Consider the following 12,953-nt stretch of genomic DNA (forward strand, 5'->3'; position numbering starts at 1 on the left):
GCCATTTATATATTATTTCATAATTAGAAGTTCCGCGGAGAGCGAATGCGGCTGTTCGCAGTCTTAAAATGTCAATATATCAATATATTAGCTAATCATTGATTGTGCCGAACACGTATATTTCATGCCGCAGCGGCTATACTTAATAGCATGAATACACAGCGGAGGCAGTGACATGTCCCTGGACCGCGATTACGAACAATCTGTGAAAGAATTGCAGGAAATGGTCAATTCAGGCCGGTTGGATGGTCATCAGGCCTTGCGCAGTAATTTGATGGAATTTTTGGACAAGCTTGAGCGCCGCGAATTTACAACCGATACAAATATGTTTATGTTCGACCAGATCATGAGACCGTCCCTGTCTATTCGGGATGAGCAGCTGGGATCTGATTTGCAAACCCATCTGCTGGCGGTCATTGAATCGAAAACCTACCAAAACCCTGTGGATCAAGCCACAATCAATGACATGTATGCCAAGGGGCTTGATGAAATCATTGATAACCTTAAAACGAATTTCGAGTCTGTCACAAACAAAAGGGATACTCAGAAATTCACGGCCCTGCTGGATGTGCTGGAAGCGCTCAAAACTGCGGATCAAAGTCCGGTATTTGATTCAAGAGGGCGTAAGATAGGTGTCGTCCCCACACCTCCGGAATTAAAAATTCCTTATGCTGTCAGATTGATTGAAAACGCTATTGAAATGGAAAAGCGGCAGTTTACAAAATCATCCCTCTTTCTGTTAGGCGGCAAATCGGCTGACAAGTTTATCCAGGCGGCATCTGATGGCAAGTTGAAATATGCCAAAGCGCTAGTGGAATCTTTGCATTCCGCACTTAACGGCAATAGGAGCATAGACCGTTCTCCGCTGCTTTCATATACGGATCAAATAGCCGAGACAAGACTTCAATCCAGAACCCCTGCACAAAAAATAAAACTCTGACCACGCCGGAAAATGAAAGCTGTTCTAAGGTGTAAAGCTTCTCGTCGCCAGAGGATCCAGTGTGTGCAGTGTTTTGGTTCTTCTTGCGGATGCCGCTGCGAAATCCGCGCCTATGCCAAATTCGTCACGGGCAAGAATGGTTTTTTGCAGCGGATCGAACCGTGGTAATACCCAGAATGGTTCTGTAAATGCGCGCACTTTTGCTCCCATGACGGTTGCGAACATTTGCGCCAGTGCATCATTGGGCACGCCGCCACAGGCGTACAACCAGATCTCGGCTCCCGAACTCCAGGCGGTGCGCAGCGTTGACAGGATTGCGCTGTTTGCTGCGTTGGTTTGTACGTTTGTCAACACGTTTACATCAACCACGGATGAATTCAAATCCAGTGTCGGGCCAAATACCGACGTCCATAATCCTGTCGTCAACAATGTACCGTTGAACTCAAGATTTTGCGCGCCCGAGTAAAAGAACAGGTTCACTCTTTTGACACGCGACGGACGTGTGGTATTAAAACCCTTGGCCTGCGGCGCAAAATAAGTGACGGTTTGAATAATGTCCTGTAAGGTGCTCATGACCTGGCCGTAGGGTTTCGTTGCGCTAGTGGCGCTGGTCGCCGCTTTTGAGATGGCATCGAAATCCTCTGATGCAGGCAGCCAGTTGCCATTCTGAATCGCCTGGATTTCAGCCGCTTCATCTGCCCAGGGGCGGGGGAAATTTGCGTAACAGGCCAGCTCATAGATGATCACGGAAGTGCCGGTGCGTACTCCGGTCTTGGTGCGCCCCGCCGCGGCGAGCATGACGTCATTACCCGAGATTCCCAGGTTTCCCCAGGTCATTTTGGAAAGCACGTTATCAGCGCGGCTGTCAGCATTGCCATTCATGAAGCCCGGGACGCCTGGCATGAATGAATCATCAAACGATCCAGTGTCTTCATCCACTCCTCCGCCTGTGCTGCTTCCGCTGCCTGCGCCTACACCCGACATGCCGCCTGCACTTTCAGTCGCGGTCGCGGGCATGCGGGCCGGCTGTGACTGTTTATCCATTTTTGTGGCGGTATTTAATAAAGCTCCGCTTTCCGAAATGTTTTTAGGCGTGCCGGAGCTCGCGGCAGGCAGTCCCATCGCTGCCATGGCGAGTTGCGCTGCAATTCGCTTTTCCTCTATGTCTTTTTGAGCCGCGACCGCAAGGTTTGCCGCGGCCTGTTTTCCTGCTTCCGTGCCGGCTGTTGTCGCATTGGATGCCAGCGCCTGCGCCATGCCCGCGGTGGTCGCGAGTCCCGCCATATCGCGGAACATATTGCCATTTTGCATTGCGCCTATGATGGAATTGATGCCTGACGGATCCGGCAGAGAGGCGGGATTCATGATGTTGACGACCGGCGGGCTCAATTGCCCGGGTGTCACATCAACAGGCTGTGCGCGAGACTCCATTTGAATCGCGGCAATTTCGGGCGGCTGCAGCGGAATGGGAGAGTCCTGCCAGTTCCAGAAGCGTGTCGCATCCAGTGGTTCTGCTGAGTTCGACCGTCCTAAGACCGCTTCGGCAAACACGCCGCTAGTCGGCACAGGAATAAGCTGTTCATTCGCGGCATCTGCTCCCAGAATTAACCCGCGCTCGCTGAGCCATTTCTGCCAGTTTTTATAGGCGGCGGCTTCAGCCGTGTTTTCGTCTTCAGCTCTGGCGCGCGCAGGGTTTATTCCTGCAGCTTCCAGAAATCCAGGCATGCGAAAGACCAGATAGTTGCTTGCGGTCATCACGGGGTTGGGGTCAATCTGATCTGCAACCGGTCTGCCTTCAAAGGTGTATGAGGACAATAACAGCGCAATATTCGATGGGTCAAGCGCGCGCCAGATCGCCTGACTGTAATATAACCGATTCTGTTCCAGATGCACTCGCAACTCGGCTCTGGATTCGCTCGCTGCGATGCGGCAGAGCGGCTGCGCAGTGGCATGAGGGTTTATTTCTACGGGAATGGTAATGGGGAAACGGGTGCTGCCATAGATTAGTTGCAGTGTCATCCTGCCTGCCAGATAACTGGCATTTGCTGACGTCACTCTAATCTGATCGATTTCCTGCAGCGGGATACCGTCCGGCACTGACCAGTCAACCGGGCTCAGTGCCGTGAGCGCGAGCATCGCGCCGTTTTGCATGATCAATTCCACAGTGTTTAACACGGCGGCGCCGTCATTTTGTGCGCTGAGCGCAAACGTAATTCCCACCAGTTCAGTGGTGCCTGGCAAATAAGCGGCGTTTTTTCCCGGTTTGGTCACGCTGACCAGGGTAATACGCGCTGCGCGGGATATTTCATCTTTCATCCAGGCCAAGGGTGCGGGCGCGGTGAGAACGGCTGATGCCGCTGGCTGTGATACGGCTGGTGATGGCGACGCTCCTTCAATGCCCGGCGCGGCATCGCTGCCTGACGACGGCATCCTCGCAGTTCGCGCGATATTCATGGCCATACGATCCATGCCGGTGACGCGGTCAAATATATTGTCCGTGAGTTTCATTTTGACGGCGGGCTGGATGCTGACCGTGCCAAATTCCACGCTCAATAATTCCCTGGCGCGGCGAGTCATGGCTGCACTGGCGAGCACACCCTGGTAGCGCTCAATCAACGTATCCGTGAAATCTACCAGTTTCATTGGTACAAACAGGCAGCGTTCTACCTGATGAAGTTGTACATTGACGCGATAGATTTCTATGACTTCAAAATACTGGACAGTCAGCGCATGCATGTGATTGTAGTTTGCAATGATGCGTGTTGAAACGCTCTGATGTTCTTCTTCGGATACTTCTTTCACAATGGAGGCGCGTCTGTCCCTGACGGAAGAGGCGGCTTGCTGGGTTGAATCAGAAATGCGCTGGTTCATTGTGGCAGCCAGGTCGCGGGTCCCGGATGATGAAGAAAAACTTTCAGCATTGCTCGTCGAGGTAGCGGTTGAGCCGCTGCCGCCCAGTGTCAACGGTCCCAGGCTTAATCCGAAACCGCCTCCGCCCGCGTCCGTGGTGGAGGAACCGCTGGTTCGTGAAAACCCGCTTTGTACTTCATGTGCGACGGCTTCCTGGACTTCGCTGATTGCGCGGTTATGGGTCGCTGTGTTGCTGAGCTGTTCAGATTCGGAAATGGTTTCCGTGCCGCTCGCGGCGGTCCGCCGCGCCCAATCCAGAACCGCAATGCGCGTGCTCTCACCCGGCGCAAGCGCAATACTATGCAGCATGTTGCCCAGAGTCATCCCTTGCGCAAACCAGGATTGCGCAAACGTCAAAATCGCACCTACCGCCGGTGCGCTAAAGCCAAAATTGGATGCAACCGTAGGGGAAATGTCAATCGGGCCGGCCGTTGACAAGTCAGTTGTTTCGCCGGGGATCACATGGTCAATCACAACCGAGCGGTAATAATGACGTTCAGTAGGATACTCGCCCAGTTTGGGTACCAGTTCCTCAGCGATGCCGTCTGCCGTGACAGAAGGCATGGATGCGTCCAGGATCACTTTCGCGGCGCGAAATGGCGGCCAGCGGCCCAGATCGCCGACGGTGTCAATATGCATTTGGCTTTTGATTGCCGCGGCCAGTTGCTGGCCGATTTCCCTGAGCATGGCGATGTCTGCCTGCACCAGCGCATCCGGGGTCGCCGGGCTGTCTCTGTCGATAAAACTTCCGGGCACACGACCCAGCCGGGCAATGGCCGAACTGCCTTTACCATCAGCTGCGGCGGCGACTTCCGCGGCATTGTTAAAGAGGGAAGAAGAGGCGAGATCATAAACTGTGAATATGCCCAACTCGTTTAAGGTGAGCTCTGCTTCATTGGATACGCCAAGCAAAGCGGAAACAGGTGTTCTTAGCGCGGTCAGCGCGTCAAGCCTGACATAGGCTGACTTTAAACCATCGCGGTATCCCATAGCACACCTCCATGTAAACTTGTACACAGGCTGTACTTATGTTCTATTCATAGACATATTATCACTGTTTGCATCGCAATATATTTTTATGAATCTTCAAATACTAAGCACTTTTTTGTGCAATGTTCGTGCGTTAATCAAAAAAGCAAATGATTTAATACTATTCATATTTAATAATATGATTAAAATTTGATCTCACCAGAGTGATCGCGCATTCAATACGGCGAAACAGCGTGAAGCCGGGTAAACAAGGCTGTGATTAATCGAATTATTTATAAACTGCTTACCAGTTTAGTCGGCTGCCGATGGGAAGGAGTGTTTTAACAAGCGACGGCATTAAGCAGCAAACAGTCATATACGAACTTGTTTGCTGCGCCTGCCATGATTTGTGTCTTTCCGAACTTAGCAATTCTTTTTGGTACCATCCGGCAGGGTTGCCCAGCAATAACTGCGTGCGCGTGCCAGCTGGTCGGAAGAAATATTGGAACCGTAAAGGTTGGCACCGTCAAAGATGGCGTCGTTGGTGTTTGAGCCCTCAAAATTGGCAAAGCTTAAATTGGCCTCAGTGAAATCGGTTTTGATCAGTGGAATATAACTGAGTTGGGAATAACTTAAATTGGCGCCAGTCCATTTCGAAGATGATAAATTGCTGCCATTAAATGAGCTTTCAGAGAATGTTCCGCTTCCTATGGCGCCTGTCAAATTGCTGTAAGTCAGGTTGGCATTGGAATGATTACCTGAAAGCACGGCACCACTCAAATTGCAATTCGTGCAGGTATTCGTCGAATTAAACGCCGCAAGTTGGTCGGGATTGTAAAAACCCGCAGCCTGCACCGATCCGCAGAGACTGATAAAAGCCAGCATGCATAAAGCAGAACGCTTAACCATGATATTCTCCTTAACAAAATGATTAAATTGAAACGGCAATCCAGCTTATCACGGTATATCAGGATTTTACAGCCGCGGCGCATGAGGCAGTGAAAGCGGTCAGGCCGTGCGTGGTCATGGATATTGAAAAATGCCCTGACTGGTGCGGCCTATTTTTGCATCTACATCGTGATCACTACAACCCGACTGATTTTCGCAAAAATTCCCTGGCCATTTTGGCGTAGACAAGCGGCACGGCCTGTTCCGGATCCTGTTCCGCTTCCACTACCCACCAGCCTTGGTATTGCTGCTTGTCCAGCAGATCGAAGAGAGGAACATAATCAATACATCCGTCACCAGGGACGGTGAACACCCCGGCACGGACCGCGTCCAGGAAGCTGAGTTTTTCATCTCTGGTACGGATCAGGATGGTCTTGCGTACATCTTTCAGATGCACATGTCTGATGCGGCGGCCGTGTCTTTGCAAGGTTGTCGCCGGCGCGTGTCCTGAAAAAAATAAATGTCCCGTATCAAACAACAGTGACACGAGCGCGGGGTCTGTCGCCAGCATCAGACGGTCAATTTCTTCCTCTGTCTGCACGCCGGTACCCATGTGATGGTGATAAACGATAGTCATGCCGTTGTCCCGGGCGTATTTTCCTATATGGTGTAATCCGTCGATCAGGGATTGCCATTGCGCAGCGGAAAAAACCGGCTTGTTTTCTAATACAGGCAGCGGTTTCCCCTGTATGCTGTGTCCGCATTCGCACACCACAATCACTTCCGCGCCCATGGCCTTGAGAAAATTCATATGGGCAAGGAAACCCTGGATGGTTTCATCCCGACGCCCCTCTTCGGTAAAATACAGGCTGTACCATGCGCTGGCGACAGACAAGTGGTAAGGCGACAAGGCGGTGCGCAATAATTCCGGATCTCTGGGAAATTTATGACCCACTTCGCAGCCTTCATAACCGGCGGCTGCCATTTCCGATATGCATTGTTCAAATGAAATATGACTGCCCAGTTCCGGCATGTCATCATTGCTCCAGCCTATGGGTGCAATGGCTAACCTGATTGCATTCATGATTAATATACCTTTGATTTCCGAATCATTTCATTCATCTTGTGGTGGGCGGCAAGCACATCCTGCGAGGAAGAGACTGCCGCGACACCCACGCGCCACCAGGATTCATAACTCTTGCTCATCGTATCGGGATGCACATCAATGTTAATCACGGTTGAAACAGTGGAATCCCGCGTGCTTTCAAGCAGGGATTTCAGGGATTCCATATTTGCAGTGTGATAAGCGCGCGCCCCCAATGCTTCGGCGTAGCGGGTAAAGTCAATGGCAATCAAGGGACCGTTCAGTCGGTTTGTTTCGCTTGAGCGATAGCGGAATTCATTGCCAAATCCTTTGCTGCCATGCGCGCGCTGCAAGTGGTGTATGCATTGATATCCTGAATTATTGAATATGATGATATTGATTTTATATCCTTCCTGTATGCTGGTGAGTAATTCAGAATGCATCATGAGATAACTGCCGTCTCCAACCAGTACATAGACTTCCGCTGTGGGATCGGCCATTTTCACGCCCAATCCGCCGGCCACTTCGTAGCCCATGCAGGAAAACCCATATTCAAGATGATAGGATTTGGGTTTGCTGCAACGCCACAACCGGTGCAAATCACCCGGCAGACTGCCGGCTGCGCAAACGATGATGTCATTTTCACGCAGGGTTTCATTCAGCATGCCAAGAATCCGAATCTGGGAGTTCCCTTCAGCGGGGGAAAGCTGGTACAGGCGTTCGGATTCGGCATGCCATTCCGCGCGGTACGTTTTGACGGTATGCCGATAGATTTCATCGGTGCGGTAGCCTTCATCCAGCAGGGCTTCCCTTAATGCGCCCAATGCCGCCTTGGCATCCGCCTGCAGCAAAATCCCTCCCATTTTATATCCGTCAAACGCACTCACATTAATATGCAGCATAGGCGTATCGTGTGACTGAAATGCATCCTTTGATGTAGTGGTGAAATCAGACAGACGGCTGCCGATTACCAGAATCAGATCAGCTTCCTTTGCCAGCCGGTTTGCGGCCAGTGTGCCGGTGACGCCAATGCCGCCTACGCTCATGGCGTGCTTCCAGTGCATGGCACTTTTTCCAGCCTGGGTTTCAGCGACCGGAATGCCGAAGGTGCCGGCAAAATCGGCCAGTTCTTCGCAAGCCTGCGAATAATGAACGCCGCCGCCGGCAATGATAAGCGGGCGTTTCGCGTTTTTCATATGCAGGACCGCCTGGCGCAAGGCTCTCGCCGCCAGCGGCTGCCTGTCGATCACATGTACACGTTTGGCGAAGAAAGCAGTGGGATAATCATAGGCTTCAGACTGTACATCCTGCGGCAGGGAAAGCGTGACCGCGCCGGTGTCCACGGGATCTGTCAAGACACGGAATGCGTTCAGCAGTGCGGTCATCAATTGTTCCGGCCGCGTGATCCGGTCCCAGTATTTGCTGACGGGTTTGAAGCAGTCGTTGACGCTGATGGTGTAATCGCCAGAGACTTCCAGTTGCTGCAGCACGGGATCAGGCTGTCTGCAGGCAAAGATATCACCGGGCAATAATAATACCGGGATGCGATTAATCGTGGCGGTGGCGGCGGCGGTGATCATATTGAGTGCGCCTGGTCCGATGGACGAAGTGCAGGCAAAGATTTCCAGACGGTTTTTTTGTTTGGCATAGGCGATGGCTGCATGCACCATGCCTTGCTCATTATGGCCTTGCAGGTATGTCAGGGCGGTATCCTGGTTTTCCAGCGCTTCGCCTATGCCGGTGACATTACCGTGACCGAAAATGCCAAACATGCCTTTCACAAACTTGTGTTCTCTTCCGTCCAGTTCCACATATTGGTTATCCAGAAACCTGACAAGCGCCTGGGCCATGGTAAGACGTATGGTTTTCATGAATATCTCCAGTTAAAAAGTACCTTTCCATACCCGCGAGTCGGCTTCCGGGGAACGGGTCCAGCTGTGTTCCCGGGTGAATTCCGGCGCAGTGTACGGTTTCCCCTCCAGATGGCGGATGACCCAGATATAATACATGCCGTATCCCGGAGCGGCCGCCTGCGAGTGATCATTTGCATCCAGAATCTTGTACGTATCATATTCCCTGACCTTAAAGAGCTGCTCGCCGCACTCAGCATGCCCATATCCTTGCGGTTCGGTAAAGCGGTAGTGGTAGATTTCAGGCTGGTCGTGGTGGTGCGGAGGATAGCTGGACCAGCGGCCGGGAGCGGTAATGACCTCACCCAGCACCAGGTTGGCGTCGGGACTGTTGCGCAAATCAAAAATCGTGCGCACCAGGCGATAAGCGGTGTCATTCAACAAACCCTTGCCCCGGTGTTCCGATTCAAGCAGGTTGGCGGGGCTGAAAATCCGGGGCTGAAAGGATTTGGTGTTTTCAACCTGCGAAACCGCGAATTCGCATGCTGTCACGGCCGTGATGGCTGCGTCTTGTTCCGGTGCGACATGCAGGGCATAAGGATCTTCATTGAAACAGGAATGGCGTTCTGCGTGCTGGTCCACGCCCGCGCAGGAAAAAATACAATGTCCTTGTATCAGGAGGTAGGCGGATTCATAAATACTTTTGACCGTCGTGGTTTCTCCGCTTTTCAATTTCAAGATTCCGAAATTGATGCCGGTATCCTGAGTCTGTTCGCCTATGCGCGTAATCGCTGTGTAGCCGAAAGGAAATCCCTGCGGGTGCCGAATCAGATAATCCTGCATGACTTAACCTGCCTCCTGTTCCGTGTGATCATGAATAAAAGACTGCATTTCCCTGAAGGCGGGCATCGCGGGCGCGCAGCCGTGGCGTGTGACCACAATGGCGCCGCAGGCATTGCCATAAAGCGCACAGGTTTCCCATGAGGCTCCCCGCAGCAGACCGCGCATAAATCCGCTGATAAAACCATCGCCTGCGCCAAGCACGTTCAAAATGCTGACAGGGAAGGCGCGCGCGCGAACGGGATGGTCCAGGTTGTCCAGATAAACGGAGCAGCCTTGCGCGCCCTGTTTTAGAACAATGGGAGCATCAGACAATGACCGTACGGCCCGCAGAGCGGGAATGAGGGAAGTCACGCCGCCGGCAATGAAAATTTCTTCTTCCGTCCCGACGATCAAATCGCATTTGGGCAGTAATGCCTGATATTCGCGGCTCACGGATTGCGAAATTTTATAACGCGTTTCGCCATCGCCCTGGGGAGTCAGTCCCCAGAGTACAGGACGATAATCCAGGTCCAGAATAACGCGGGTTTGAACCGAGCGGGCGGTATCCACCGCATGATGGGTAGTCGCGCGCATGCTGTCCGTGGATAAGCCCGTGCCGGTAATGAGTAAAGCCCGCGCCTGTGCGATAAAGGCATTTTTCACGTCATTCTTTTTCAACTGCATGTCGGCGCAGTTTTCCCGATAAAAAATCAGAGGGAAGCGGTCAGGCGGGCTCACGCCCAATAGTACCAGTCCGGTCAAGTGTTCATGGGTTTCAGTCAGAAGTGTGATGTCCACGCCCTCGCGTTGTAATTCCTGTTTTAAAAACTGTCCCATCGCGTCTGTTCCAACACAGGAAAACATGGCTGTGCGCAGCCCCGCGCGCGCGGAGCCTACTGCGATGTTGCCGGCACAGCCGCCCAGGTATTTACGAAATGTTTGTGCGTCCTCGAGAGGACTTCCGATTTGTTCCGCGTACAAATCGACTGCCACGCGGCCCATGCAGATCACATCGAATTCCCGGCTGGAATCAACTTGCCATGCTGGTTTCATGCCGCAGACTCCCTAAGTCATAATCAATCCTGACCGGCCGGTTTTCACGGCGTGATTGTTCAGCTGCGAGACTGATAATGACAGATTTCAGACCGTCTTCACCGCTCACGGCGGGTTCATCCTGACTGACGATGCATTGATAAAAAGCACGCAGTTCGCCGACAAACGATTCTTCATATCGCTCCAGGAAATAATACAAGGGTTTGTCTGTCATGACGCCGGCATCGGTACTGAGTATGGTGTTGGTGGGCCTGTTGTTATCTGCTTGAGCGGCGCCGCGGCTGCCGAATACTTCTATGCGCTGGTCGTACCCGTAAACGGCTTGGCGGCTGTTATCAATTACACCCAGACATCCATTGGCGAATTTCAAAGTGATGACAGCGGTGTCTATATCGTCGCATTCCTTGAAGACAGGATCTATGAGCGCGCCGGCGCTGGCATAAATTTCTTCGATTTCACTGCCGATCAAAAAACGCGCCATGTCAAAATCATGAATAGTCATGTCAATGAACATGCCGCCCGAACTTTTGAGGAAATCCGCTGGCGGAATTTTAGGGTCGCGTGAAGTAATGCGTAATAATTGCGGGACGCCAATCTGGTCTTGCTTCACCAGTTGCCTGATTCTGGCGAAATTGGGATCAAAGCGGCGGTTAAATCCTACCTGCAGCTTGACCCCGGCTTTCTTGACTTCATGCAATGCGGCGGTAATTTGCCGGACATCGGTCGCGATCGGTTTTTCGCAGAAAATATGTTTGCCCGCGCGTGCGGCGGCAATGATGTGTTCGGCATGAAAGGGGGAAGGAGAGCAAACCAGGACTGCCAGGATTTCATCATCGTGAAAGATTTCATTGGCGTCAGCCGAAATATTGGGAATGTGACTGGAACGGGCCCATACTTCATCAATACGGGGGTCTGCGATGGTTTTGATGCGAAATTGCGGGAGATGCCGGATGACGTTGGCGGCATGCAGTTTACCGATGCGGCCGCAGCCAATAACACCAATGGTGATCTGATTCATTTGTCGGATCCTTATGTTAATGCACTGATAGGTTGACCGAGGTCGCGTGACCGCTTGCCCAGCCTGAGATTATGTTCAATTTGTTCCAGGGAAACGCCGCGCGTTTCCGGAACAAGGTAATAACAGAAAACAAGACTGATAATACACATGCAGGCGTACCCCCAGAACGTGTATGCCGGGCCGAAAGCGTTTAAAGTGGAGAGAAAGGTTGCCGCGACGATGAAGTTGGCGGCCCATTGCGCGGCTGTGGCAAAACTCATCGCGAGACCGCGAATATTAAGCGGATAAATTTCAGAAATGACCAGCCAGAACAGGGACCCTAGACTCATTGAATAACCCGCGATATAGATAATCATGAAGATGAATGATATCCAGATATCCAGGGATTGATGGGTGTGGCGTGAGAAAACATACCCAATCAGATAAAGGCTTGCGCCCGAGACAGTGAGACCGATCAGCAGCATGCGCCTGCGTCCGACCCTGTCAATCAGAATGACCGAGACTATGCTCATCAGTGTATTCACCATCCCCATGCAGAAAGTCGCGAGGATTTGTGAGCTTTGACTTTGAAAGCCGGCAGCCTTGAAAATGCTGGGGCCGTAATACATGACGGTATTGATGCCGATAAATTGCTGAAAAACCCCTAAGCCCAGGCCGATCATCAGAACGGGTCTCAGGGATTTTGAAAACAAATCGGACCAGTTGCTCCGCTGACGGTCTGCGAGACGCAGGATTTCATTCCATTCCTGCTCTACACAGGCGGAATGACGAATCCTGGCGAGAATTTTTTTGCTTTTTTCCATCTGGCCTTTCAACGCGGTCCATCTTGGCGTGGCCGGCAGCAATAACATGCCCGTGAATAACACGGCTGCGGGGATTAATCCTGTGGCGAACATCAAACGCCAGGATTGGGTCGGCACCAATAGATAATCAACTAAAAACGCAATAGCTTCACCGCTGGTAATCATGATTCCGTTTAATAATACCAGGCTGCCGCGGTGCCTGGCGGGAGCCATCTCTGAAATAAACAAAGGCGACACATAAGAAGTAATGCCGATGGCGACACCAATAATAAAGCGCCCAAGAATCAGCAGGGTAATAGTGGGCGCGCAGGCGGATATCAGAGTGCCAGCGATAAACGTGACAGACATGGCCAGCAGCATGCGCTGGCTCCCAAACGAATCCGCAAGGCGGCCGCTGGACAGTGCGCCAGCCAGGGCTCCCAGGATGACGGAACTGACAATGATTTCCTGGGTCATGACACTCACGGAAAAACTTGACTGAATAAAAAGAAGGGCGCCGGAAATGATGCCTGTATCATACCCGAAAAGAAACCCGCCTATGGCGGCGATGGTTGTGATCAGGATGAGAAAGAAATTGAGTTGAGGTGATGAATGGGAGTCTGATTTGTACATATTA

9 protein-coding genes are annotated in these 12,953 nt (G+C 52.0%); 1 reads left to right on the top strand and 8 read right to left on the bottom strand.

Annotated features, from left to right (window positions below):
* The first annotated feature begins 175 nt into the window (after positions 1–175).
* Complete coding sequence (locus tag AQULUS_RS03820; RefSeq protein WP_148338782.1) at positions 176–940, top strand: hypothetical protein; 765 nt, start codon at positions 176–178, stop codon at positions 938–940.
* Between the two features lie 24 nt (positions 941–964).
* Here AQULUS_RS03820 and AQULUS_RS03825 read toward each other — a convergent pair whose 3' ends face one another.
* The 8 genes from AQULUS_RS03825 to AQULUS_RS03855 form a co-directional block, all read right to left on the bottom strand.
* Positions 965–4,840: a hypothetical protein gene (locus AQULUS_RS03825; protein WP_148338783.1), complete on the bottom strand. Its 3,876-nt coding sequence runs from the start codon at positions 4,838–4,840 to the stop codon at positions 965–967.
* A 402-nt stretch (positions 4,841–5,242) separates the two neighbouring features.
* Complete coding sequence (locus tag AQULUS_RS03830; protein WP_148338784.1) at positions 5,243–5,728, bottom strand: pentapeptide repeat-containing protein; 486 nt, start codon at positions 5,726–5,728, stop codon at positions 5,243–5,245.
* 175 nt (positions 5,729–5,903) lie between these two features.
* Positions 5,904–6,791: a myo-inosose-2 dehydratase gene (gene iolE / locus AQULUS_RS03835; RefSeq protein WP_197737287.1), complete on the bottom strand. Its 888-nt coding sequence runs from the start codon at positions 6,789–6,791 to the stop codon at positions 5,904–5,906.
* A gap of 2 nt (positions 6,792–6,793) precedes the next feature.
* Positions 6,794–8,662: a 3D-(3,5/4)-trihydroxycyclohexane-1,2-dione acylhydrolase (decyclizing) gene (iolD, locus tag AQULUS_RS03840; RefSeq protein WP_148338786.1), complete on the bottom strand. Its 1,869-nt coding sequence runs from the start codon at positions 8,660–8,662 to the stop codon at positions 6,794–6,796.
* A 12-nt stretch (positions 8,663–8,674) separates the two neighbouring features.
* Positions 8,675–9,484: a 5-deoxy-glucuronate isomerase gene (locus tag AQULUS_RS13160; protein WP_332066317.1), complete on the bottom strand. Its 810-nt coding sequence runs from the start codon at positions 9,482–9,484 to the stop codon at positions 8,675–8,677.
* Between the two features lie 3 nt (positions 9,485–9,487).
* Positions 9,488–10,516 (bottom strand): 5-dehydro-2-deoxygluconokinase, encoded by a 1,029-nt coding sequence (iolC, locus tag AQULUS_RS13165; RefSeq protein ID WP_332066318.1) that lies wholly within the window; start codon positions 10,514–10,516, stop codon positions 9,488–9,490.
* Positions 10,494–11,534: an inositol 2-dehydrogenase gene (gene iolG / locus AQULUS_RS03850; protein WP_148338787.1), complete on the bottom strand. Its 1,041-nt coding sequence runs from the start codon at positions 11,532–11,534 to the stop codon at positions 10,494–10,496. Before iolG ends, iolC begins: the two co-directional genes overlap by 23 nt.
* Positions 11,535–11,545: 11 nt before the next feature.
* Complete coding sequence (locus tag AQULUS_RS03855) at positions 11,546–12,949, bottom strand: sugar porter family MFS transporter (RefSeq protein ID WP_148338788.1); 1,404 nt, start codon at positions 12,947–12,949, stop codon at positions 11,546–11,548.
* Between the last annotated feature and the right edge of the window lie 4 nt (positions 12,950–12,953).

This window comes from Aquicella siphonis (assembly GCF_902459485.1).
In the GTDB taxonomy this organism is placed as follows: Bacteria; Pseudomonadota; Gammaproteobacteria; order DSM-16500; family DSM-16500; genus Aquicella; species Aquicella siphonis.

Excerpts from the sequence above, each read along its gene's own strand:
- AQULUS_RS03820 (WP_148338782.1), top strand. The coding sequence starts at position 176 with ATGTCCCTGGACCGCGATTACGAACAATCTGTGAAAGAATTGCAGGAA.
- AQULUS_RS03825 (WP_148338783.1), bottom strand. The coding sequence starts at position 4,840 with ATGGGATACCGCGATGGTTTAAAGTCAGCCTATGTCAGGCTTGACGCG.
- AQULUS_RS03830 (WP_148338784.1), bottom strand. The coding sequence starts at position 5,728 with ATGGTTAAGCGTTCTGCTTTATGCATGCTGGCTTTTATCAGTCTCTGC.
- iolE (WP_197737287.1), bottom strand. The coding sequence starts at position 6,791 with ATGAATGCAATCAGGTTAGCCATTGCACCCATAGGCTGGAGCAATGAT.
- iolD (WP_148338786.1), bottom strand. The coding sequence starts at position 8,662 with ATGAAAACCATACGTCTTACCATGGCCCAGGCGCTTGTCAGGTTTCTG.
- AQULUS_RS13160 (WP_332066317.1), bottom strand. The coding sequence starts at position 9,484 with ATGCAGGATTATCTGATTCGGCACCCGCAGGGATTTCCTTTCGGCTAC.
- iolC (WP_332066318.1), bottom strand. The coding sequence starts at position 10,516 with ATGAAACCAGCATGGCAAGTTGATTCCAGCCGGGAATTCGATGTGATC.
- iolG (WP_148338787.1), bottom strand. The coding sequence starts at position 11,534 with ATGAATCAGATCACCATTGGTGTTATTGGCTGCGGCCGCATCGGTAAA.
- AQULUS_RS03855 (WP_148338788.1), bottom strand. The coding sequence starts at position 12,949 with ATGTACAAATCAGACTCCCATTCATCACCTCAACTCAATTTCTTTCTC.